The organism is Kineothrix sp. IPX-CK (assembly GCF_039134705.1).
In the GTDB taxonomy this organism is placed as follows: Bacteria; Bacillota; Clostridia; order Lachnospirales; family Lachnospiraceae; genus Kineothrix; species Kineothrix sedimenti.
Genome location: NZ_CP146256.1, coordinates 3,883,550 through 3,909,145, shown reverse-complemented (window position 1 = coordinate 3,909,145; position 25,596 = coordinate 3,883,550). Strand labels below are relative to the sequence as shown.

The following is a 25,596-nucleotide window of genomic DNA, read 5'->3' as shown; positions in this document are numbered from 1 at the left end:
CATAAATGGATATGATTATTATACAGATTGCGGGCGGTCTGGGAAACCAGATGCAGCAATATGCCCTATATCAGAAGTTCTTAAGCCTCGGCATAGAAGCAAAGTTGGATATTTCGTGGTTTACGCGGGAAGAACGCCAGAATGGAGTGTATGCCAAGCGAGAACTGGAGCTTAATTATTTCGAAGGAATAGAATACGAAGTATGTACGGCAGAGGAGATACAGTCGCTAATAGGAACGGAAGGCCTGTTGGGAAAGATTAAAGGAAAATTATTGCCGGGAACAAAGAAAATCTTTTATGAGACAGCTATGTACCATCCGGAGATTTTCGAGCTTAGGGATATGTATTTGTGCGGCTATTGGGCTTGTGAAAAATATTATGAGGAAATCTTTGACTTGCTTCGGGGAAAATTTCATTTTCCACCAAGTGGAAATCTGGCGAACGAAAATACGGCAGTAAAAATGCAAAATGAGGAATCTGTCAGCATCCATGTAAGAAGAGGAGATTATCTGGACGCTAAGAATTTGGAAATGTTCGGAAATATTTGTACGGAAGAATATTATACGGGCGCCATAAATCACATAAAGCAAATATATCCGGAGGCTCATTTTTATGTATTTACGGATGATGAGGAATATGTGAGGGGAAAATATATATCGGACGAATATACCGTTGTATATTGGAACAAAGGAAAAGACAGCTTTTATGATATATGGCTGATGAGCAAGTGCAAGCATAATATATGTGCGAACTCAACCTTCAGCTTCTGGGGTGCCAGACTGAATAGCAATTCTCAAAAGATAATAATCAGGCCGTCTGTTCACAAGAATTCGCAGAGGCTGGAAGAAAAGCAGATGCATGAATTGTGGAAAAAGTGGGTTCTTATCGATAATAAAGGAGATGTTTTGTAAAGAACCTGAAAGGAAAAATAAATGGGTAAGAGATTTAGAATAGCCATGATTGGGCAGAAAAGAATACCATCCAGAGAAGGCGGAGTGGAAATTGTTGTAAATGAGCTGTCTACCCGTCTTGTAAAAAAAGGGTATGAAGTGGATGCTTACAACCGCTCGGGATATCATGTTTCCGGTAAAGAGTTTCAAAGAAAAGGGAAAAAAGGGAAATATTATGAAAATATCAGGATTATTATAGTTCCCACCTTTAAAAATGGAAAATTAAATGCTATCGTATATTCCTTTCTTGCTACATTGCGTGCCTTGTTCGGAAAATATGATGTTATACATTACCATGCGGAGGGGCCATGTGCCATGTTATGGATTCCCAAGCTATTCGGGATACGTATTGTGGCTACGATTCATGGACTCGATTGGCAAAGGGCAAAATGGGGAAATTTTGCTTCTTACGTGCTGAAATTTGGAGAAAAGATGGCGGTCAGATATGCAGATGAAATCATTGTATTATCAGGGAATGTCCAAAGTTATTTTAAAGAAACTTATGGGAGAGACACTAATTATATTCCAAACGGAATTGAAAAGCCTGAAATAAAAGAAGCAAATATTATAAAACAGAAATATGGCCTTGAAAAAGATAGTTATATCCTATTTCTTGCCAGACTGGTTCCGGAAAAAGGGCTGCATTACCTTCTGGAAGCTTTTTCCAGAATAAAAACTGAAAAAAAACTTGTAGTGGCAGGCGGAAGCAGCCATTCCTTCGAGTATATTGAGAAAGTAAAGAAAATGGCGGAGAAGGATAAACGAGTTATATTTACGGATTTTGTGCAGGGAGAAACTTTAGAAGAACTTTATTCAAACGCCTATTTATTTGTTCTTCCCAGCGATATTGAGGGAATGGCTATCAGCCTGTTAGAAGCGATGAGCTATGGTAATTGCTGCGTGGTGAGTGACATTAAAGAGAACGTAGAAGTGGTAGGCAAAAACGGCATTACCTTCGAAAAAAGCAGCATAGCAGACCTTAAGAAAAAATTGTGTTACCTGCTGGACAACAAAGAAATTGTTGAAAAGTATAAGGAAGAGGCTTCAGATTTCATCTGTAGAAAGTATAATTGGGAAGAGGTCTTGAAGGAGACAGAAAAGCTATATAGGAGATAAATGTTGAGAATTTTGATGGTAAATAAGTTTTTATATCCTAATGGAGGTTCGGAGACCTATATCTTTAAGCTGGGTGAAGAACTAACCCGGATGGGACACGAGGTGCAATATTTTGGAATGGAGCATGAAGGCCGCATTGTTGGAAACCGGGCTGAAAGCTATACGTCTAATATGGACTTTCATACTGGAAAGCTTCAGAAACTCTTATATCCGTTTAAGATTATATATTCTGCTGAAGCGAGAAGGAAACTCCGAAGGGTTTTAAATGATTTTGAACCTAACATCGTTCACTTGAACAATTTTAATTTTCAATTGACCCCTTCTATTATTTATGAAATACGTGCTTTTGATAAGAAGAATAAGAAGAAAACAGCCCTTATATACACCGCTCACGACTATCAGTGGGTATGTCCGAATCATATGCTGCGCATTCCTGAAAGCGGAGAACTGTGCATGCGGTGTGTGAAAGGAAGCTTTGGAAACTGCACAAAATACAGATGTATCCATAACTCCAAGGTTAAGAGTATTTTAGGCGCTGTTGAAGGTGTTTTGTACAGTAAGTTAAAGACCTACCGATATGTTGATATGGTCGTGTGCCCCAGCGAATTTATGAACCGGGTCCTGTCTAATAATCCGATATTAAAAGAAAAAACGATTACCCTGCATAACTTTATAGAAAAAGAAGAAGCAGATATAAATAATGATGTAAAGAAGGACTATGTATTGTATTTCGGGCGTTATGCGGAAGAAAAGGGAATTAATACGCTTCTTGAGGTTTGCAAAAAACTGAAAGAGATCCCGTTTATATTTGCCGGAAACGGTCCGCTGGAAGAAAAAGTGAATGAAGTAGAAAATGTTGAAAACAGAGGATTCCTTTCGGGAAGAGAATTAGAGCAAGTGATAAGAGAGGCGCGATTCATTGTTTTTCCCTCCGAGTGGTATGAGAATTGTCCTTTTTCGGTTATGGAATCGCAAATGTATGGAACTCCGGTGTTAGGTGCTGATATCGGTGGAACGCCTGAGCTAATAAGAAAGAATGTCACCGGCGAACTGTTCGAAAGCGGGAATGAAGAAGCTTTGAGGGCCGGAATTAAGAAACTATGGGACGATAGGATGGCTTGCAGGGAATATGCGGAAAATTGCAGGAGTATTGTATTCGATACAACGCAGGAATATTGCAGGAAATTGGTGGAAATATACTGCCTAAAAGAGAAATGAGGAGTAAGATGGCGAGAAGAACTTTATACGGAACTGTAATTGTAACATATAGATGCAATGCGCGCTGCAATATGTGCGATTGCTTTAAGGATCCGACGAAACCCAGTGAAGAAATTACGCTGGAGGATATCAAAAAGCTTCCCGAAATGGCATTTACCAATATTACCGGAGGGGAGCCCTTTATCAGGCAGGATATACCTGAGATCGTAAGGGAGCTTTATAAAAAATCCGACAGAATCGTTATTTCTACCAATGGATATTTTACTGACAGAATTATTGCTTTATGTAAAGAATTCCCAAAGGTAGGGATACGAATAAGCATAGAAGGACTTCAGGAAACCAACGATAAAATCAGAGGGATACCGGACGGTTTTAACAGGGGCTATAATACGTTAAAAACTTTGGTAAAAATGAAGCATCCTGACGTGGGCTTCGGAATGACGGTACAGGATATGAATTGTGCGGATCTGGTACCGCTTTATGATATTTCGAATGAGCTTGGAATGGAATTTGCTACGGCTACTTTGCATAATTCTTTTTATTTCAGAAAGACTGACAACAAAATTGACGATAAATTGAAGGTGGCGCAGAATTTTGAGAATCTAATCAATGAGCTTCTGAAAAGCAAGTCTCCTAAGAAATGGTTCCGGGCCTATTTCAATCATGGGCTGATCAATTATATTTATGGAAATAAAAGATTGCTTCCTTGCGATATGTCAAAAAATGCATTTTTTATAGATCCTTTTTGTGATGTACTGCCCTGCAATGGCATGGAAAAGAAGGCAGTCATGGGAAACCTCAGGGAGCAGTCATGGGAGGAACTATGGAATTCCAAGCAAGCAGACGAAGTGAGGGTATGTGCAAAAAATTGTGAAAGAAACTGTTGGATGATAGGAAGCGCATCTCCTGCCATGCACAAATATATTTGGGTACCCGGTTGGTGGGTAATAAAGCACAAGCTTTTTAAAGGCAGCAAGTATAGTTTGAAGGAAAATAAATTCATCGGGAAATGAATATGTTTGAAAGGGTCAGGTAAGGATGGCGGGTATAAAGAAGTTAGGCAGCAGTATTTATGAATGGTATGCAAAAAATTACTTGATGATTCTAATGGGTGCATCGGTAATCGTTGCAGGAAGTATATTTTTTATTTATGGATATATCGACTTAAAATCTTTAACAGTCTGGTCGCTCAATCTTTTGGATGTGATTTATGAAGGGAGACCATATGAATATTACGCTTATTGTGCCGAAAATATTTATAATGTAGACTCCGCATATATGGGATCCGGCTATTTGGCATTGATACCATGGGCTATTTGGAACATACCTATCTGGATAATGCAAAGGTGGTTCGGTGTGGTCGCGGTGGGACATGCGTGGGCACTTCTGTATTCCAAAATATTTGTAGTTTTGGTAGAAGGCGTTATGCTGTATTACTTATATAAAATCACCATGTATTTTACTGGTGATATAAAAGAGAGCCGGATGGCGGCATATTTGGTATTTTCCTCACCTTTTGTTTTGACAAGCATATTTTTTGCGGGACAAACGGACGTTGTATCCTTATGCCTTTTAACCATTGCGGTTTATCATCTTTTACGTAAGAAAAGAGCATGGTTTATAATTTTTGCAGCTTTGAGTATAGCGGCAAAGCCGTATGTTTTGTTTGCTTACATAGCGATTATTTTGCTGATAGAAAAGAACGTATGGAAAATATGCGCTTATGTACTCGGAGGCGGAAGCGTTACGTTAATTTTCAACCTCATATATTTAAATGCACCAATGTATAAGGAGTCGATGAGCGGAGGGCCGACGGGCGGACAGATGGATGCGCTGTTGTCCGTATCCATAGATGGAGGAATAGGGCAGAAGATTCCTCTTTTTGTTGTGGCAATCGTTTTATTTTATTTTTACATGTATATGAAGCGGTACGATGAAGAAAAAAGTATTTGGATCGTGTACGCGGCATCAGTGTCGTTTCTTCTTTTTTTAATGCTGACAATGCCCAAGACCTATAGGATGATTTATATTGCTCCATTTATATTTATTCTTTTTCTGTATAACAAGGAGAAGCTTCAGCTAAATTTGTTGATTGAAGTAATCGCCAGTGCATGTGCAATTATCGTATTTTTTGTAAGAAATGAAAGATTTTTTTCCAGCTGGTATATTTTCCAGTTCGTAAGAGACAGGATGACGGACTTCGGTAATGCGGCTTTATCCAATGTAAGGAACGGGCTGGGGCAACCCACCTTTCAACCGTATGTATATGGGATTTCCGCCGTATATATTGCGGCATTTATACTGCTCATCCTAATAAATCATCCTGGATTTAAGGCCCCTCACAGTGAAGAACTGAAACTGGGAACGAAATTTATCTTATGGGTACGGGCACTTATCTTAGTGCCGCTCATCGTTTTGTCCTTATATGGAAATTGAATAAATAATTGTAATTGAGGTATGAATTAGATATAATAAAAGTTGTTTTGCAGATTTACAATTAGGAAGATAAATGTGGAGAAAATATGATTAATCAATTAAGATACATTTTTAGCAGAAAAGAAAAAGTAAAGATAGTCCTTATCTTATTTATGGTTATAATGGGCAGCCTGCTCGAGCTTATGGGCGTTACGATTTTTATGCCTTTTACTGAAATACTAACGAATCCTTCCGTAATAAAAGAAAATGATTATTTATATTACTTCTATGATTTATTTCATTTTAGCACTGAGCAATATTTTCTGGCAGGGCTGACCGGTGTAATCATATTTATTTATATATTTAAAAATGCTTTCCTGGCGATAGAAAAAAATGTGATTTATCGGTTTTGCTATAGCACACAGATGAAGCTGTCCGTCAATTTGTTAAAGTCTTATATGAAAAAGCCATATACTTTTCATCTCAATAAAAATGTGGCGGAATTGCAAAGAAGCATACAAGAAGATACGGATTTGTTTGCAAAGGGCATTATTCATATCTTGGAGCTTATTATGGAGGTAACTGTCTGCGCGGTATTGGGAATCTATTTGTTCGTAGTCAGCAAGTCGATTGCCGCTCTTGTGCTCATTATGCTTTTACTTTGCTTAGGTGCATTTACAGCCTTATCGAAACGATATTCGAAGAAGCTTGGAAGGAAGGGTCAGAAATACAAAGGGAAATTATATCAATGGATGAACCAGTCCTTAGGGGGAATTAAAGAAGTCAAAATTTTAAATAGAGAAGATTACTTTGTATCTGCTTATTCAGGCTATTTTGAGAAGTATGTTTATGGACTAAGAATAAATCGTTTGATAGCCGAATTACCCAGACATTTTGTAGAAGCCTCCTGTATGACAGGCCTTTTAGTAGCGATACTCGTTAAGATGTTTTTTGGATACAGCGATATTACCGTATATATTCCACAGATTGCAGTGTTTGCGGTTGCGGCTTTTAAGCTGCTTCCTTCTGTTGGGAAAATAAATTCACATGTGGCAGATATTTTGTACTCTCTGCCTTCTTTTGATTTGATTTATCGCGATTTAAAGGAAATAGAAGGAAGCTCTGAAGAAGCGCATGGAGAGCGTGAGGAGTGGAACTTTGAGAAAGAGATAATTGTAAAGGATGTCAGCTATCATTATCCCGATGCCGAGGAGCTGGTAATAGATAAAGCTAATTTTGTGATTCCGAAAGGGAAGACGGTAGCTTTTATCGGTTCATCAGGAGCCGGAAAAACTACTATGGTAGATATTATCCTTGGCTTGCTGCAGCCGCAGGAAGGTCAAGTGCTGGCGGACGGATTGGATATTCATAAGAACCCAAACACTTGGCACCATGAGCTCGGATATATACCGCAGGTAATATATTTATCGGATGATACCATACGGAATAACATTGCCTTTGGAGTACCGTCAGAAGAAATTTCGGATAAGGCCGTTATTGAGGCGCTTAAAAAGGCTCAATTATATGATTTTGTGGAAAATCTGACAGAGGGACTGGATACTTTTGTCGGAGACAGGGGAGTAAGACTTTCCGGTGGACAGAGGCAGAGAATCGGAATTGCAAGAGCTCTTTATCATAATCCTGAGATTCTTGTGCTCGATGAGGCTACTTCCGCTCTTGATAATGAGACAGAGGCGGCGGTAATGGAAGCGATAGAGAACCTTCAGGGAATGAAGACGATGATTATTATTGCTCATAGGCTTACAACGATTAAAAATGTAGATGAAATTTATGAGGTTGCCGGAGGTAGAGTACTGCCTAAGGCGAAGGAGGAAGTGTTCGGGTAAGAAAAATGAAAATAGTATTTGTGGTCCCTAATATGATTGGCGGTGGAACAGAAAGAATTGTTTCGATTTTAGCGAACGAATATGTACAAAGAGGAATTGACACCGCCATTTTAATATTCGCAGGGGATAAAGTGGAATATGAACTGGATAGACGAGTAGAGATAGTGAAGATTGGCGGGCCTTCCAACGGAAGTATTGGAGTGCGTTTGAAAAGAATAAAAGCAATGCGGAAATATTACCGTCAAAATAGGGACTGCGTCATCTTTGCCTTTAGCGTAATGGGAGCAGTATTTTCATATATATCGACGGCGGGAAGCAGACATCCTATGCTCGTGTCGGAGAGAAACAATCCTGAGGAATATGATCATAAGTGGCTGCGAGATTTTTTTTATCGGAGAGCGGACAGAGTCATCCTGCAGACGAAGGACGTACTTCAATGTTTTGACGAGATTATCCAAAAGAAAGCGGTAGTTATTCCCAATCCCATAGACCCTGACCTGCCACCCGTGTTTGAGGGGAAAAGAGTGAAAAAAATAACGGCGGTCGGGAGGTTGGAGGAACAAAAGAATCACCGGCTATTGATAGAGGCGTTTTATGAATTCCAGAAAGAATTCCCGGAATATACGTTGGAGTTGTATGGAAGAGGCTCTTTGGAAAATGACTTGAAAAAACTGGTGCAAACCTTGGAAATGGAAGAAAAAGTGCATTTTAATGGATTTTGTGCAAATGCACGAGAGAAAATAAGAGATAGTATGATATATGTGCTCCCCTCCAGATACGAAGGGATTTCTAACTCTATGATAGAAGCTCTTGCTATGGGAATACCGGTAATTGCCACTGACTGTCCGGTAGGCGGTACGAGAATGTGCATTAGGGACGGTGAAAATGGAATCATGATTCCTGTAGATGACAAAAGAGCCTTATGTGTGTCGATGAAAAAAATTGCCTCAGATGAACAATTCGCACTATCTATTTCAAAAAATGCCGCCAAGCTGCGAGAACAATTTTCCATAGGGAAGATTGCGGATAAACTGCTGGATTCCATGGCACTTGGCAGGGAAGGAAATTAATATGCGCATCTTAATTATAAACCCTATCTTATATACGTCGGAGACGGAAAAGATTCCCACCGTAGATTCTATTAAGGATACGATGATTTATTCTATGTGTTTAGGGTTCATTAAGAATGGACATGAGCCGATACTTATTGCTGCATCCGACTATAAACCCCAAAGCGAGGAGGATTATCCCTTTGAGGTCGTATGGCTGGACAGCGTGTGGAAAAATATATGCAAGCCTCGGTGCTTGCCGTACCTGCCCCAGCTTAGCGCTTATATAAAGAAAAACAAAAAAGAGATAGACGGAATTATTTCCAGTGAAGTATTTTCGTTATGTTCGCTCACCGCAGCGAAAAACCTGCCTGATAAGACTGTTATATGGCATGAATTGGGAGCTCATAACAGGATGCTGCATTATATTCCGTCAAAAGTATGGTATAACGTGGTGGCTGGGCTCTTTTTAAGGAAAATATTAATAATTCCGCGTTCTGAAAGGGCAAAGGCTTTTATTGGGCAATATTGTAATAATGTATCGGATATTACAATAGATCATGGCGTTGACATAAGCACTATGAAAACTAAAAAAGATAAAGAGAAACGTTTTGTAGTAGTATCGCAGTTAATCGGCCGTAAAAGAATAGATAGAGTAATTGAGGCATTTTCCGAATATCTTGATCAAAGCGGAGAAAAGAAAGAATATATGTTGGATATTATAGGCCAGGGTGAGTTGGAACAGCAATTAAAAAAACAGGCTGAAAAATTGGGAATAAAAGATTCTGTGATTTTTCATGGATGGATGAACCATGAGCAAATGGCTCCTATTGTAGCAGATGCGAAGGCGCTGCTCGTATATACTGAAAAGGATAATAATATGGTTTCCATAGCGGAGAGCATTGCGGCGGGGACTCCGGTTATAACAACGTCGGTACCTTTTAATGCGGCCTATATTGAAAAAGAAAAGCTGGGAATTGTGGATGACCATTGGAATAAGGATGCCTTAAACTATATATGCGAAGAAAATGAGCGATTTGTACGGAATTGTCTGCTTTATAGAGAAAAGCTGACGGCCGAGTATTGTGCCAGCCAGTTTGTTGAGGTTTTGAGAACGCTAACCCAATGAAAACGGAGGAAAATAATTATGCGTGTATTATATATGTCCCATCGATATCATACAAATCAGAATACCATAATGAAGGGATGGGTAGAAAATAATCACGAGATTTGCTTCTTAAGCCAATATGCGGGAAGAATTGAAGATTATACTTATGTAAGGCCGGTTGTAGTGGGATATTCGGCTTTTTTTCAGTTTATCTATTATATTTATGTAAATATTTTGTTCCGCAAAGATCCGTATGCCATGGACATGCGGTTAAAATATGGAATACCTCCTATTTTTAAGGCGCGAAAGCTGATAAAAGAGTTTAAGCCTGATGTTGCTATTTTGCGGGAACGTTCCATTTATACAATTTGTTTAAATGCTATTTGTCGGAGTCTGCATATTCCAACTATTTTATATAACTTAAGCCCGGTATGGGACAAACCTAAGAAAATGGATCTTGCACATAAAATAGTATGGAAATTAACGCCAAAGTACAGGATGACTCCCTCGAAGCTGGTAGGTGTAGATTTCGCGGGACTGGTAAAAGATGAATATGGATATTTTGCTCCATTTTTGATGGAAGCAAGGGTAGAACCTGAGAAAAAGAAATATTTTAAGGATGGAAGAATCAACGTATTCTGTATTGGAAAATATCAAAAAATTAAAAATCACTTTATGACGGTTCAAGTAATTGAAGAACTTCTTGATAAGTACGATCTTCATCTTACGATAGCCGGGGAAGTCTCTTCTGATTTCCATAGGGAATATTATGCCGCGCTGAAGAAGTATATCGAAGAACATCAACTGCAGAATAATGTTACCTTGCTGCAAAATCTTAATAAAGAGCAAGTATTTGCTCAATATGAGCAAGCAGACGTATACGTGATTCCCAGTACGCAAGAAGCGGCAACAATAACGGTAATAGAAGCGATGGCATTTTCCATACCGGCAATCTGCGGTAGTGATAACGGTACGGCGAGCTACATCGATGAAGGAAATAACGGTTATGTCTTTGAAGATAATGACAAAGAGGATTATAAGAAAAAGTTGGAGATGATTGTGTGTGACAGGGGGAATATTCCTAAGATGGGACGCGCAGGTTATCAAACAGTGTTAAATAATTACCAGTTTAAAAATTATTACGATGTAGTGGAAGAAATAATAGGAAAAATGTAATATAGAGTATATAAAAGACAGTATTATGTTGGGGTGGAAGTAATGCTTTTCAATTCTTTTCAATTTTTGATATTCTTTCCTGCAGTAATTTTAATATATGCAATAGTGCCGAAAAGAATAAGATATATATGGCTGCTCATCGCCAGTTATTGTTTCTATATGTTCTGGAATGCGAAGTACGGACTGCTTTTGCTTTTTGTTACGGCAATCACATGGTTTTGCGGCATATTATTGGATGCGATAGATCAAAAGGGCTGGGATGAGGATAAAGGGATAAGATGGAAAAAATGGTGTATAGCAGGGGTATTTACTGCTAATCTGTCCTTGCTGTTATTTTTTAAATACATTAATTTTTTGATAGATAACATCAATTTTGTTTTGGACAAAGCACACTTGAGAGTGCTTTCCCCTGGACTGAATATTGTACTGCCGGTGGGAATATCTTTTTATATTTTTCAGGCATTGGGTTACACGATGGATGTGTATAGAAGGAACGTAAGCGCAGAAAAGAATTTCTTAAAATATGCCTTGTTTGTAGCCTTTTTTCCTCAGATGCTTTCCGGTCCGATCGGTCGTTCGACAAGTATCTTGGGACAGATAAGAAGGCTGGAAGAGTTAGAGATATGGAATTACGAACGGATAACTCGTGGTGTTCATTTAATTCTCTGGGGATTTTTCCAAAAGCTTGTTATTGCCGATCGAATAGCGATAGTTGTCAATCAAGTATATGGTTCGTATCAGGAATATGGTTTTGTAGAGCTTTTTACTGCGATGGTGTTATTCGCTTTTCAAATTTATAGTGATTTGGGTGGATACAGCAATATTGCCAGAGGCGTGGCTCAGATAATGGGAATCGAACTGATAGATAATTTCCATCAGCCCTATCTGGCCAAGAATATTAAGAGCTTTTGGCGAAGGTGGCATATTTCGCTGACCTCATGGCTTACCGATTATCTTTATATTCCGTTAGGCGGTAACCGCAAAGGAAAGATCAGGCAGTATTTTAATATCATGGTCGTTTTCTTATGTAGCGGACTATGGCATGGGGCCAGCTGGACCTATGTGATATGGGGAGCTATTCACGGGATTTTCCAGGTGGCTGGTAATTGGAAGGCCCAGATAAGCAGAAATCGAGGGGAAAGTGCTAAGGAACATTGGATATTGGGAATGTGGAAAATAGGTTTTACTTTCGTTCTTGTCAGCTTCGCCTGGATATTCTTCAGAGCCGATACTATAAGTCAGGCATGGGGAATTATCGGACAAATGTTTAGGCACCGCAGGCTGCATTCTTTTACGGATATGGGACTCGACTACGTGAACTGGCTGGTACTTATTTTTGCGCTTATCCTTCTCATCCTTGTGGATTGCCTGCATGAAAGCGGGAAGAAGATCAGGGAAAGTTTATATAAGAAAAATGCAGGAATCCGATTATGCGTTTATGTATTCGGTTTATGGGCGGTTATTATGTTTGGGGTTTATGGACTTCAATACGATGTAAGCAATTTTATTTACAGCCAGTTTTAAGGAGCGGCAAATGAAAAATAATGCAAAATATTTGAAAAGGATAGCTTTCGTCATCGTATTTATAGTTCTCCTCTGGGCAGTAAACGGGATAGCGCGTTTTCTTGTCGTTGACGATACCAAATCATATACGAGAGTTACACTGGAGGAAATGTATGAACAGAAAGAGATCGATGTTTTGTTCCTCGGTTCCTCTCATTGTTACCGTGCAATTAATCCGGCAGTCCTTGACGATATATGGGAAATGAATACGTTTAATTTGGGGAGTTCTTCCCAACGGACGGATGGAAGCTATTATCTTCTAAAAGAAGCAGGAAAAAGCAGGGAAATAAAAAAAGTATATATGGAAGTCTTCTGTGATGTAGTGGGGCAGAATGAAAGTTATCAGTCTCCCAATGCTATGTATATTATTTCTGATTATATGAAACCCTCTTTTAATCGGATGGAATATTTGTGGAAAAGCGGAGGTAAGGATTATCTGGTACACGGCCTCGTTCTTTCCCGCAGGAACTGGGAGAATTTATTCGATCCGATATATATAAAAGATATTCTGCGTAAAAAAATAAATAGGGATTATTTGAATTATGAGTATGTAGCCAATGAAGATGAGCATTATGCGGGAAAAGGCTTCGTCTATAGCCAAAAGGCTGCGGAGAGCGATTTCCTTTCTTCTGCCAGTCATTTTGCGCCGATTTCCGAGGAAGCAATTTCTGTAAAAAGCCAGGAATACCTGGATAAGATTATTTCCTACTGTCAGAGCAGAGGGATTGAGATTGTATTTTATTCGGCGCCTATGCCGGATTTTAGGCTGATAGATATCGGTAATTATGATTCATATATTATGCAGATGAAGGATTTTCTGAAAGGTAAAAATGTGACATACTATGATTTTAATCTATGCAGGCCTGAATTCTTGGATTTGGACGGAACTGATTTTCAGGATGATCAGCACTTGAACGGAAAGGGGGCGAATGCATTCACTGCCGCTTTTGCCGGTGTAATGTCTGAGAAAGATCCGGAAAAGGCCTTTTATGACAGCTATGAGCAGAAGCTGAAGGAAAGTCCGGCCAAGGCATATGGATTAATATGCGAGTGTACGGAGACTGCCGGAGATGTCTCCACATACACGATCACACCAATTGTCAATAAAGTGGATAAGATTTATTATGCTATTTCTAAAAGAGCGGAAAATGATGCGGATTATCATATGCTAAGGAACTATGAGGAGAATAGATATTTTACGCTTCCGGCAAATGAAAATGGTTATATATATGTTTATATGACTTTAGAAAAGGAAGGGAAGACACCGGTTCATGAAGCAAAATTCAATTATTGATTCTTTAACAATAAAAGGGCTGTCCTATTATATTTTCTTCATATTGATGCTCACGGCGAAGGGGCTTGGTTTGGACAGCGGCGATAAGCTATATTATGTGCTTAGTCTGGCTGCTTTGGCATGTATTGCCTGCAAGCTTTGCATGACAGAGTATCGATTTATAGAGGCTGTGGCTATAGGTATGTTAGTGCTTATAGCCTTTTTCGCATATATAAATTCCGGCAGATTGGGAATCGTATTAAGCGTTCTCGCAATCGTAGGCATGAAGGACATGGATATTGGAAAATTATTCAGGCTTGGACTTGTCACATTTGGAGCATCTTTTATAGTGACTGTTCTGGGAGCAATCTCCGGATTTATCCCCAACCCTTTGGTCGTTCATGAAAAGGGCGCTATCGGTGAAGTGATACGGTGGGGAATGGGATACAGTACGGGAAATATCTTTCATGTCTCTTATTTTATACTGGTCGTGCTGTTGGTCTATCATATGGATGCGAGATATGGATTAAAAAATCTATTTTGGCTTATGATGGGCAATATATTGGTTTTTGTATTTTCGTTAAGCTATACGGGAGTCGCAGTGACCTCCTTTTACCTCCTACTGAATTTATATGCTATAAAGCGCAAAAGGCTCAGCTTATCGGAACGGGTTCTTTGTCAGCTGCCGCTGCCCCTATGCTTTTTGTTTTCGTTTATCGTGCCCTTTTTGGTAAAGTATCCTCTAGGACAGAAGTTAGATTCTCTCTTACAAGCAAGGCTCAGCTTTTCTTCTTATTATTTAACTAATCAGCCTATTACCCTATTGGGAACACGTATGAAAGAGGTTCCATATTCTTGGGTCATCATGGATAATGGATACGTATACATTCTCATGACCTTTGGAGTGATTGTACTTCTTCTGTTTATATTAGCGTATATGTCTGCAGTCATTACTTACACCAGACGGGGTGAACATGGTAAGTTGGCTATCATTTTTTGCTTTTTACTGTATGGAATTATGGAGCAGTTTATATCTAACGCATTTATGAATCTGTCTTTGTTGTTTATCGGTGAAATGCTATTTAATGCACAAAATCCGAGAAAAATTATGAGGCTTCAAAAAATCGGAATTTTTTCCGGCTTGATTAAAATAGGAGAGAAAAAAGTATTATTTCTTAAAAAGAAGTCAGTCCGAAGAGAGAAAGTGGTAGAAAAAATAGTACATAGGAGAAAATGGATATGGCTGTCTGCTGGTATGGCAGGAGTGCTGAGTATTTTTGTATATATATCTTTCGAACCTAAGGCAGATTATATTACGGTACCGCTTACCGCCCTTAATTATATTGATGCACAAGGGGCCCTCTTTCATACCGAAGATGTGTATGAACAAAAAAGCGATTTGAATAATTTGATGGAACATTACAGACAGATAACTACTGACGAGAATTTCTGTAATAAAGTACTTTCAGAATTGAAGAAAAACGACGGAAATAATGTCGATGAAGCTGCTGATCTAACAGCAGGGAAATTGAAGAGTATGGTGGAGTTTTCCCTTCCTCAATATGTGCATAGCAGTGGAATTTATAACGTCTTCAGAATGCGCATTTTAGAAACTGATTGTGATATCTCCGAGGAGACCTATGTATCCATTTTGAAGGAAATTACTGGAGAGCTTCAATCGGAAAATGAGAAGGCGGGTATTTCTACAGAGCTGCTTATACCTGAAAGAATATGGAAAAGTGAAGGAACTGATAGAATTGAACATATTGTTTATAAGGATTCGTATTTTGTTAAAAAGGACGGCAACATTGTGAGGACAGAACAGATCAGAACCGCAATTATATGGATGCTAATGGGCGCCATGACGGGAAGTATAATATCCGGGGCATGTGTGGCAGGTGTGAATAGAAAAACATAATGAATCGGCACAGACAGCAATATTGATGCTGAAAGATTGTAATTATGGTATAGGTCCGATATAATAAAAGAATGAACGGAGGAAACAAGCTTATGAAATTAGCAGTTGCAGGAACTGGCTATGTAGGCCTGGTTGCAGGAGTCTGCTTTGCGGAAGTAGGACATGACGTAACTTGTGTGGATGTGGATAAAAATAAAGTAGAACTGATGGAGTCTGGAAGGTCCCCTATTTTTGAAACGGGATTGGAAGAGTTAATGCGGAAGAACTATGCCCTGGGAAGGCTTCATTATACGATAGATTATAAGAATGCCTATAAGGATGCCGACGCTATTTTTATTGGAGTGGGAACGCCTGAGAGACCTGACGGGTCGGCTAATTTGAGCTATATTGCCACAGTATCCAGGCAGATTGCTGAATCGGTGGAACGGGATTGCCTTGTAGTGGTAAAGTCTACGGTTCCAGTTGGAACTAACGATAAGGTAGAACAGTTTATCCGTGACTTCCTCGTGAAGGATGTTACGGTTGAGGTTGCATCCAACCCGGAATTCCTGGCCCAAGGTTCTGCTGTACACGATACGCTGCATGCAGCCCGGATCATTATAGGTACGGAAAGTAAGCAGGCGGAGGAAACGTTGATGAAGATATACGAGCCCTTTCAGCTGCCTATCGTATCGGTTAGCAGGCGCAGTGCGGAGATGACCAAATATGCTGCCAACGATTTTCTGGCGCTTAAAATATCATATATGAATGACATTGCGAACCTGTGTGAATTAGTCGGAGCCAATATTGAAGATGTGGCGAAAGGAATGAGCTACGATGCGCGAATCGGAGCAAATTTTTTGAAAGCAGGCATCGGCTATGGAGGAAGCTGTTTCCCGAAGGATACGAAGGCCCTGAAGTTTCTTGCTGAGCAGGCAGGATATCGGCTGGAAACGGTGGAGGCGGCAGTTGAAGTCAATGCAAGGCAGAAGACAAGATTGTTTCAGAAGGCCAGCAACCGAATGATTACGTTTGAAGGCTTGAAAGTTGCGGTATTAGGACTTTCTTTTAAACCGGGAACTGATGACTTACGTGAAGCGCCTTCTATCGATAATGTAGAACTGCTTCTTGCATACGGTGCGGAAGTGTGTGCATATGATCCCGTTGCTATGGATAATTTTAAAAAGAAGTATCCGGAAGGCATGAAAGGCAGAGGGAAAATTTCGTATGTGCAGCAACCGGAGGAGGCTCTAAAGGGAGCAAATATCTGTTTTGTATTCACGGAGTGGAAAGAGATAAAAGAAATCGGAGCCGATACCTTCAAACGTCTTATGCAGACACCTCTTGTTTATGACGGGAGAAACATATATGATTTGAAAAGCATGAAAGAATATGGAGTAGAGTATTACAGTATCGGGAGATAAGGGAGACAATCCATGAGAATAGCAATCGACCTCACCTCGTTAGCCGACAATTTCTCAGGAATAGAGCGCTATGCCATGAGCATAGCCGAAGAATTAATTGCGTTGGATGGTGAGAGGAAGAATACTTATATTTTATTATTTAAAAGAAAAGTTCATAAGGAATTCGAGAAATATAAGGGCAGGAAAAACATTATTTTCAAGGTGTATCCGGGAAGAAACAAGCTGGTATTCCAACAGATCATATTACCCTTTCATCTGTATGGAATCAAAGCGGATGCTTATTTGTTTCTGGCGTTCCAGAGCCCGGTGCTCTTTCGCAGAAAGGGAATCTATAACACCATTCACGACCTGACCAGCTGGGACTGCCCTGAGACCATGAAGAAAAAGATGGAGCTGTATTTCAAGCTGACGATTAGAAACGCTCTGTGGGTTAGTAAGGGAATCATAGTGAACTCAAAGTTTACACGTGACCGAATCGTGGATAAGTTCCATTATAGTAAGAAAAAAATTACGATTGCCTACTGCGGAATCTCGGACGTGTTTATGAATTATATAGCGTCTCAGCCGTCGGAGATTTTGGATGGTGAAGAAAATAAAAAGGAAATCGAAGCCAGGCTTGAAGAAATCAGGAATAAATCGTTAGATATCCGTCATAAATATCATCTTCCTGAGCAATACCTGCTTTGTCTTGCTACTTTGGAACCGCGAAAGAATCTGCCCTTTCTGGTAGAGGCTTATGTAGAGCTGCTGGAGGAGGGAAAAACGAAGTGTCAGCAGGCGAACACTTCGTTTGTGGATATCCCCCTTGTCCTCGCAGGGCGCAAAGGTTGGAACATGGACGAGTTTCTGAACCGGATCGAAGAGGAATATAGAAGGAGCATTGTAGTAACGGGATTTATTGAAGACGAGGATCTACCTTATGTATACCATATGGCCGATTGCTTCATCTTTCCCTCTATCTATGAAGGCTTCGGCATGCCGCCGCTGGAGGCTATGGCAGTAGGCACAATGGTAATTTCATCCGATGCAGCCTCCCTGCCGGAAGTGCTGGGAAAAGCTGCTTCATATTTTCATTCGGGAAGTAAAGAAGAACTGAAAGAAAAAATGCGTCAGGGTATTCATCAGGAATGCGATGAGGTGACCATACGGGAAATTAAGAAGAGGGTGGAGATGTTCCAGTGGAGGAAGTCGGCGAAGAAAATTGAGGAAAGAATTCGATGAAATTAAAGCAAGTGTTTAGAAAGGCACTTTCAGATACTATTATCTTGAAATTAAAGGATGTAATCGGTATTAAAAATATCCGCGAGATGCTGTCCAAACAGATGGAAATTGAACCGTATAAAAGGGGATTTTATCCGCACGGTATTAATCTGGTAGGAGATATTAGGGCTGAGACCGGATTGGGACAAAGTATGCGAATACTGGCAGGTATTATGGAAAACGGTAATATTCCCTTCGACATAAAACAAATAGACCTGCATGGGAATCTGGAGCACAATGACAAGACATGGGAGCATAAAATCGCGGACAGGGTAAAATATGATATTAATGTAATTAACTGGATACCCGAGACATGGGCAGCGGATTATAATGCGGCAGACAGCAGTCTGTTGAATTGTCGTTACAACATTGCCTACTGGCTGTGGGAACTGGAGGAGTTCCCCGATCGATGGCTGTCCTGTATCAAAACGGTGGATGAAATATGGACGCCTTCGGAGTTTATCAGCAACAGTATAAGAAAGAAAACGGATAAGCCGGTCATCACAGTACCGTATGTCATCAAAGCGGCAAAAAACGATTACTACGACAGGAAACATTTTTCTCTGCCGCCGGATAAGTTTTTATTTCTGACCATGTACGACTTTATAAGTATTAGTGAAAGAAAGAATCCTTCCGCTGTGATAGACGCATATATCAAAGCATTTCCCGTGGAAAATAAAGACGTTGGGCTTGTCATCAAGGTAAACCATGCGGAGGAAAAGCGGCTGGAGAAGTTAAAAATCAGGCTGAAGGACTATAAAAACGTGTATTTCATCACAAACAACCTTACAAGACTTGAGGTGGATTCTTTACTTTACGTCTCCGATGTGCTCGTCTCTCTGCATCGTTCAGAAGGCTTTGGACTTCCGTTAGCGGAAGCGATGGCGCTGGGAAAGCCTGTTATATCCACAAATTGGTCGGCGTCCACAGAATTTATGGATGAGAGCAGCGCCTGCCTCGTGGATTATAGACTGATAAATTTAAAAAAGACCATCGGGCCATATGAAAAGGGGAACCGCTGGGCAGATGCGGATACGGAGCATGCGGCCTATTATATGAAAAGACTGTGTGAGAATAAAGAATATCGGGAAAAGATAGGCGAAAATGCGCGGAAACGCATCGAAGAGAATTTGACTTATGAGTTCACGGCGGGTATTATGAAAAGCAGATTGAAGGAAATATATGAAGAGGATAGCATTTGTTAACCAGCGTTATGGAAAAGAAGTAAACGGCGGCTCCGAATATTATACGATGCTGATGGCGCAGAAGCTGAAAGAGCACTATGAGGTGGAGGTACTGACGTCAAAAGCGCTTACTTATGAAAAGTGGGAAGACTATTACAAAGAAGATGTGGAAGACATTGACGGAGTAAGGGTAAGACGGTTTTCTGTAAAAAGAAAGCGAAACCGCATCCTTCAAAGGCTTTTTAAGATTCTTGTCACCCGTTTTGGCTGGAATACCCTTAAAATAACGGAGGCGTGGAATAAAATATTGGGTCCATATGTGCCCGAACTGGTAAAATATATACGGGAACATAATGATGAATATGATGCATTCATATTTGTTACTTATATGTATTATCCTGCGGTGTTCGGTATGCGGGAGGCGGCGGAGAAAGCTATATTCGTGCCTACGGCTCATGATGAATACTGCATTTATTTCAAGCTATATGAGGAAACATTCCGATTGCCCAGAAAAATAGTATTTCTGACACCGGAAGAAAGAGATTTTGTACATGCCTTGTTCCATAATGAGAAAATAGACAGTGAGGTAATCGGTGTAGGCATAGATCCGCCGGCAGATGCCGATGAAGAAAGCTTTCGGGAGAAATATGAGATTGAAGGCGAATATCTGCTCTATGCAGGAAGAGTGGATGCGGAAAAGGGATGCGATGAGATGTTTGCTTATTTTCAGAGATTCAACGAGAAGAGGAGTGATTTGCAGCTAGTAGTAATAGGAAAAGCATATATGGATATCCCTAAGCATGAGAATATCCGATATCTCGGTTTTGTCTCTGAGGAAGATAAATATAACGCGATAAAAGGCGCCAAGATGCTCTGGCTACCGTCGAAGTTCGAAAGCTTATCCATCGCGGTGCTTGAGGCCATGGCCCTTGGAGTGCCGGTGATCGTGAACGGAAAATGCGAGGTCCTGCGGGGGCATTGTGAGAGAAGCGGGGGCGGTGAGAGTTATTTTGATTATAAGGGATTCGAGAATGCTGTAGATAGAATTGCAGGAGAGAAGTATTCTGTTTATAGCGAAAATGCCCGGAGATATATCGATGAGTGTTATATGTGGGATGATGTGATTGAGAAGTGGATGGAGCAGGTAGAGGGGGTATAGTATAATGTATATTAAAGGTATACTTTTTAGCGTAGTAAGTTATGATGCCGTTGTGAACTAAGGGGAACAAATATATGAGTAATGTTACAGTCATTGTACCAGTATACAAGGATTGGGAGACCCTTTCAAGGTGTATCGAATCTTTAAAGAAATATTTAGATAACAAGCATAAAGTATTAATATTAAATGATATGAGTAATGAATGGAAGGAACTTGAAGAAAAGATTCTGCAAGAAATACAAGATTTCCATAATTTTTTCTACTCAAAAAATGAAGATAATCTAGGCTTTGTAAAAACGTGTAACAGAGCTGTAAGTGAATTGGATAAAAGTGATAATGATATATTACTATTGAATTCAGATACAGAAGTAACAGAAAATTTCTTGGAAGAAATGATAAAGGTTTTATATGCAAATGATAAAAATGGCGTGGTATGCCCAAGGAGCAATAACGCCACTTTTTTGTCGGTGCCGATTCGACATAATTGTAATTATGCTGTTACAAAAGAACAAAGCCACTCTATTTATCGGTCGTTAAAGGACAAGTTTGTGCCGATGGAAGAGATTTGGACTGGTGTAGGCTTTGCTTTTTTAATTAGAAGAGATATTATCCAAAGGTATGGTCTGTTTGATGAAATATTTGGGAAAGGTTATAATGAAGAGAACGATTTTTGTATGCGCATAAGGCAGCAGGGGTATCGAATAATGAAGGCTAATCGAGCCTACATTTTTCATTACGAAAGCAAATCCTTTGGCACTGCAAAGGAAGAACTGGAGTTGAAAAACAGCTCTATTTTATTGCGCAGATATCCAGAATATTGGGATAAAGTAAAGGAATACGAGAAAAGGATAGATCCTGTGGATTATTTTTCGGATTTGCTTGTCGAAGAACTGTATGACCGAAAAAGAGTTCTGATTTGTATATTAAAGGCTGTTGAGAAGAAAGAAGCTGGACAAATAATAGAAGTGGTGGACATGCTTCTGAATGATAAAGGCAAGTCAATTGATTTGCAAATATTATTAATAAAGCAAAATAATAAGTTCTTTAAAAAGAAGTATTCCGATATTCCCATTTGGACAGAAAAAACATTAAGAGGTACTTTTCATATAGCATTTAGCTTCGGAGAACTTAGTGAGGCTGATAAAATCAACTTAAACAAAAGAGCTGTCACTATTATTGATGGCATGCAAGGAGCTGTCATAAATGCGATAGAGAATCAAAATGTGTCAAAAGATCATGTAGAAGAATTGCGAGAACGGTGGAATTTCTGGATGGAAAAAGAAAGTTTAGAGGTCACTAATAGCGAAAATGAGATAGGAAGATTTATTGGAAAGATAAAGCAATACCTATATGTCCACCATATATGGATATATATATGGTGGAATAGGATACGTAAATATTTATAAGGACAAAAGTAACTGGGTCAATTCGTCCAGGCGTTTATCGGTATTAAAATTTATATTTATAAAGTTACGTGCATTCGTGGATATATCTGTTTGAATATTAATGTTTTTTAATTGAACAATTGTTTTTGCATATTCTTCGGGAGTTTCACAATAGAAAAAGTCGTGTTTATCTTGTGCAGGGATACCTTCTATTCCTATAGAGTTAGTTAAAACTGGAATCCCGAAAGACAACCCTTCAAGTATTTTTATTTTAATACCAGCACCAAGAACTAAAGGAGCAACCATGCAAAGTCCTTCTTGAAAATATGGGACAATATCTTTAACATATCCCATCACATGAATGCGGTCATTTTGGAATTTAAGCAGCTCTTCTTTAGGTTCGGTGCCAATAATAGTAAATTGGATTTCATCCTCCAGTAATGGCATTACATTTTTTATAAACCATAAAGCGCTCAGATGATTTTCTTCTCTGCCCATATATCCAAAATATAATATGTTAGAATTTGGGTTTTTGCGTTGATAATTGGAATAATTATGGTAAAAAGGGATAGAAACAAATAATTTATCTTGTTGAATTCCATCTTTTTTTAGTATTTCAGCATCTTTTTCGTTCAAAACAATTGACAGAGAAGAATTTTTTACAGATAAAAGTTCAGAATACTTAAGTTTTATATATTTTTTTTTCCATAATTTTTTCTGTATTTTAGAAGTAATATTCAAATATTGACGCTTATATCCTAAATAGGCGACATCCACTTCAATAATAATTCTGGACGCGGTAGGAAACATTTTTGAAATTATAGGACTCATTAATGCCGCCTGGGTCCAATGCATGATTACAATATCGGGATGGTGACAAAGGCGGGAATATTTTTTTAATAGTCTCAAAAAACATAATTTTGTATAGGGTGTCAAAAGGCCGCCACATGAATCGAAAATATTATATTTAGACAACCTATCAACGATTAAACCAATATGAAACATAATTTTTGATTTATTTATAGTATATAAAGTATTTGAGATACCATATTGATTTAAATCGATAAAAGGAATCTCATCCTTAAGGCAAAGAGAAGCAACATGAAGATCAAAATGTTGAGTCGCATGTAAATACTTTAAAAAATGATTGAAATCCTGTCCTCCGGCGTGAGCAACGCTGTCATAAGGTGCGTATGGAGAAAGCCACAATATGGATTTTTTTTTATTTGAATTATTCATATAAACACCTGCACTATATAAGATATATATAAATTAGCATAAAAATATGTACTCTGCAAATTATTTTGAGAATAGCTCTTAGATTAGAGTGGGACAAGAGATTAAATAGATAAATGGGATAAATATATTTGTATTAAAGCCAAAAGTATAGTAAGATTAAGTATTACAGGCAAGATTTATTACGGGAGAGGTAATTACTGGTAATGATAAGACAAATAAAAGATATTATAAATAGAAGGCAACTAATTTTAACGTTGGCAGCATCTGATTTTAAAAAGAGGTTTATTGGTTCATATTTAGGAGTTTTTTGGATTTTTATGCAACCAATTGTAAGTATCGTGATATATTATTTTGTTTTTCAAATTGGATTTAAAAGTAATCCAGTAGAAAATATGCCATATGTATTATGGCTTATGCCGGGAATTATCCCATGGTTTTTCTTTAATGATACACTACAAAGCGGGGTATCTACTTTGTCCTCTTATAAACATCTGGTTAAAAAAATGGTATTTAGAATCGATATTTTGCCGCTTATAAAAGTTGTATCTTCATTATTTATTCATTTTATTTTTATTTTTATTTTAATGTTAGTATTTCTGATCTTTGGAGAAAGTCCTTCTGTTTGGTGGCTGCAAACTATTTATTATCTTATATGTAATATTATGCTGGTGACAGGTCTTGTCTATTTGACCTCGGCGATTAATGTATTTGTAAAGGACACCAATCAAATAGTAAGTATCTTCTTGCAGTTTGGTTTTTGGATTGCTCCCATAATGTGGGATATTTCAAGAATGCCGGAAGAAATTCATTGGATACTTCGCCTTAATCCGTTTACATATATTGTAGATGGTTTTAGAGATTGTTTTGTATATCATGTGGGCTTTTGGACAAAGCCATATATGGCTTTGTATTTCTGGATTTTTACATTAGTTATATTTATGGGCGGAGTTAAGCTATTTAAAAAGATGGAGCCACATTTTGCGGATGTTTTATAGGAGAATATGCTGTCATGAATGCAATACAGGTTGAAAATGTTTCAAAAGTTTATAGAATATATGATAGACCGTCGGACCGATTGAAAGAAGCAATTCGTCCCGGACATAAGATTTATCATAGACCCTTTTATGCTCTAAATGATATTAGCTTTAGCATAGAATCAGGTGAGACCGTTGGAATTATTGGAGTAAACGGATCTGGAAAATCTACAATATTAAAGATTATTACCGGAGTATTAAAGCAAACTGAAGGAAATGTATTTGTAAATGGAAAAGTATCTGCGCTCTTGGAACTTGGAGCAGGTTTTGATGAGGAATATACTGGTATTGAAAACATATATATGAATGGCTCGATTTTAGGCTACACAAGGGAGGAAATGGACGCCAAAAAGGAAGAAATTCTAAAATTTGCAGATATAGGAGATTTCGTATATCAACCGGTTAAGACCTATTCTTCGGGAATGTTGGTGCGACTGGCGTTTGCATTGGCTATTAATGTTGAACCGGAAATACTGATTATAGATGAAGCGTTAGCGGTGGGGGATGCTTTCTTTCAAGCTAAATGTTTCCATAAGTTAGAGGAGATTAAACAGAGTGGAACTACTATTTTGTTTGTTTCTCATGATATAGTATCCGTTAAAAAAATGTGTTCGAGAGTAGTCTGGCTGGATAAAGGAGTTCTTAGGGAAGTCGGCGAGGCTAATGCTGTGTGTGAGCGTTACATGAGTGCACAGATTGAAAGAACTAATGCGGAAAATGAAAAGTTGCTTTCTCAGATAAAAATGCATAATGAAACTAGTGGAATTGAAGCAAATAGTATGATTAAGCGTTTCCCCAGGTTGGACATTCAAAAAGCAGAAGCCATTACAGGGACTGGAAAAGTGGAAATATTATCTTTTTACATCAAGGATAAAAATGGAAAAGAATCTAAGCTGTTAAAAGTGGAGGAGGAGTATTCCTTTGGCATTGTAGCTAGGTTTCATGAAAGCTTAGAACATGTAATTTTCGGATTTGAACTAGAGAATTTAAGAGGTGTTAGAGTCTTTGGAATTAATAACTTTATGGAAAAAAAATACATCGGACAAGTAAGTAACAATAAAGTATATGAAGCTTTATTTTCTTTGAAGTTGCCTAGAATGTGCAAAGGTGAATACCTTATTACATTGGCGGTAGCGGCAGGGACACAGGAGAATCACGTGGTTCATTCGCGAATTCATAACTGTCAGACGATATTTGTTGAAAATGAAGGCTTTAACATTGCTTTAATAGAATTAGATGCAGATACTAGGATTTTAGAATATGATAATAAGGATATTGTTATTAGATAATTGGAGGGAG

20 protein-coding genes are annotated in these 25,596 nt (G+C 38.7%); 19 read left to right on the top strand and 1 reads right to left on the bottom strand.

What is annotated here, in order from left to right; translation table 11 throughout:
* The first annotated feature begins 5 nt into the window (after window positions 1-5).
* The 17 genes from V6984_RS18625 to V6984_RS18545 all read left to right on the top strand — a co-directional run bounded on the left by V6984_RS18625 (window position 6) and on the right by V6984_RS18545 (window position 22,045).
* Window positions 6-911, top strand: a complete 906-nt coding sequence (locus tag V6984_RS18625; RefSeq protein ID WP_342757097.1) for an alpha-1,2-fucosyltransferase — start codon at window positions 6-8, stop codon at window positions 909-911.
* Window positions 912-932: 21 nt separating this feature from the next.
* On the top strand, window positions 933-2,066 hold the full coding sequence (locus V6984_RS18620) for a glycosyltransferase family 4 protein (protein ID WP_342757096.1): 1,134 nt from the start codon (window positions 933-935) through the stop codon (window positions 2,064-2,066).
* Window positions 2,067-3,284 carry a glycosyltransferase gene (locus V6984_RS18615; RefSeq protein WP_342757095.1) on the top strand — a complete coding sequence of 406 codons (1,218 nt, stop codon included), beginning with the start codon at window positions 2,067-2,069 and terminating at the stop codon, window positions 3,282-3,284.
* 8 nt (window positions 3,285-3,292) lie between these two features.
* Window positions 3,293-4,297, top strand: coding sequence for a radical SAM protein (locus tag V6984_RS18610; protein ID WP_342757094.1), 1,005 nt, complete (start codon window positions 3,293-3,295; stop codon window positions 4,295-4,297).
* Window positions 4,298-4,322: 25 nt separating this feature from the next.
* Complete coding sequence (locus V6984_RS18605) at window positions 4,323-5,720, top strand: hypothetical protein (protein ID WP_342757093.1); 1,398 nt, start codon at window positions 4,323-4,325, stop codon at window positions 5,718-5,720.
* 86 nt (window positions 5,721-5,806) lie between these two features.
* Window positions 5,807-7,546 (top strand): ABC transporter ATP-binding protein, encoded by a 1,740-nt coding sequence (locus V6984_RS18600; RefSeq protein WP_342757092.1) that lies wholly within the window; start codon window positions 5,807-5,809, stop codon window positions 7,544-7,546.
* Between the two features lie 5 nt (window positions 7,547-7,551).
* Window positions 7,552-8,616, top strand: coding sequence for a glycosyltransferase (locus tag V6984_RS18595; protein WP_342757091.1), 1,065 nt, complete (start codon window positions 7,552-7,554; stop codon window positions 8,614-8,616).
* Between the two features lies 1 nt (window position 8,617).
* Entirely contained in the window at window positions 8,618-9,724 is a 1,107-nt protein-coding gene (locus V6984_RS18590) for a glycosyltransferase (RefSeq protein WP_342757090.1), read from the top strand.
* 18 nt (window positions 9,725-9,742) lie between these two features.
* Window positions 9,743-10,879, top strand: coding sequence for a glycosyltransferase family 4 protein (locus V6984_RS18585; protein ID WP_342757089.1), 1,137 nt, complete (start codon window positions 9,743-9,745; stop codon window positions 10,877-10,879).
* 105 nt (window positions 10,880-10,984) lie between these two features.
* Complete coding sequence (locus V6984_RS18580; RefSeq protein WP_342757088.1) at window positions 10,985-12,403, top strand: MBOAT family O-acyltransferase; 1,419 nt, start codon at window positions 10,985-10,987, stop codon at window positions 12,401-12,403.
* A gap of 10 nt (window positions 12,404-12,413) precedes the next feature.
* Window positions 12,414-13,736 (top strand): hypothetical protein, encoded by a 1,323-nt coding sequence (locus V6984_RS18575; protein WP_342757087.1) that lies wholly within the window; start codon window positions 12,414-12,416, stop codon window positions 13,734-13,736.
* Window positions 13,714-15,633, top strand: coding sequence for a hypothetical protein (locus V6984_RS18570; protein ID WP_342757086.1), 1,920 nt, complete (start codon window positions 13,714-13,716; stop codon window positions 15,631-15,633). Before V6984_RS18575 ends, V6984_RS18570 begins: the two co-directional genes overlap by 23 nt.
* Before the next feature lie 92 nt (window positions 15,634-15,725).
* Window positions 15,726-17,036 carry a UDP-glucose/GDP-mannose dehydrogenase family protein gene (locus V6984_RS18565; protein ID WP_342757085.1) on the top strand — a complete coding sequence of 437 codons (1,311 nt, stop codon included), beginning with the start codon at window positions 15,726-15,728 and terminating at the stop codon, window positions 17,034-17,036.
* A gap of 12 nt (window positions 17,037-17,048) precedes the next feature.
* Window positions 17,049-18,257, top strand: a complete 1,209-nt coding sequence (locus V6984_RS18560) for a glycosyltransferase family 1 protein (RefSeq protein ID WP_342757084.1) — start codon at window positions 17,049-17,051, stop codon at window positions 18,255-18,257.
* Window positions 18,254-19,501: a glycosyltransferase family 4 protein gene (locus V6984_RS18555; protein ID WP_342757083.1), complete on the top strand. Its 1,248-nt coding sequence runs from the start codon at window positions 18,254-18,256 to the stop codon at window positions 19,499-19,501. The genes V6984_RS18560 and V6984_RS18555 overlap by 4 nt, the downstream gene beginning before the upstream one ends.
* Complete coding sequence (locus tag V6984_RS18550; RefSeq protein ID WP_342757082.1) at window positions 19,479-20,639, top strand: glycosyltransferase family 4 protein; 1,161 nt, start codon at window positions 19,479-19,481, stop codon at window positions 20,637-20,639. The genes V6984_RS18555 and V6984_RS18550 overlap by 23 nt, the downstream gene beginning before the upstream one ends.
* A 74-nt stretch (window positions 20,640-20,713) precedes the next feature.
* A complete protein-coding gene (locus V6984_RS18545) occupies window positions 20,714-22,045 on the top strand; it encodes a glycosyltransferase family 2 protein (RefSeq protein ID WP_342757081.1) in 1,332 nt (443 codons plus the stop codon).
* Here V6984_RS18545 and V6984_RS18540 read toward each other — a convergent pair.
* On the bottom strand, window positions 22,040-23,263 hold the full coding sequence (locus V6984_RS18540) for a glycosyltransferase (protein ID WP_342757080.1): 1,224 nt from the start codon (window positions 23,261-23,263) through the stop codon (window positions 22,040-22,042). The two genes, V6984_RS18545 and V6984_RS18540, sit on opposite strands and share 6 nt — an antisense overlap.
* 203 nt (window positions 23,264-23,466) lie before the next feature.
* Between V6984_RS18540 and V6984_RS18535 the strand changes: the two genes are divergently transcribed.
* Entirely contained in the window at window positions 23,467-24,258 is a 792-nt protein-coding gene (locus V6984_RS18535; RefSeq protein ID WP_342757079.1) for an ABC transporter permease, read from the top strand.
* A 14-nt stretch (window positions 24,259-24,272) separates the two neighbouring features.
* Window positions 24,273-25,586 (top strand): ABC transporter ATP-binding protein, encoded by a 1,314-nt coding sequence (locus tag V6984_RS18530; RefSeq protein WP_342757078.1) that lies wholly within the window; start codon window positions 24,273-24,275, stop codon window positions 25,584-25,586.
* Window positions 25,587-25,596 lie beyond the last annotated feature (10 nt).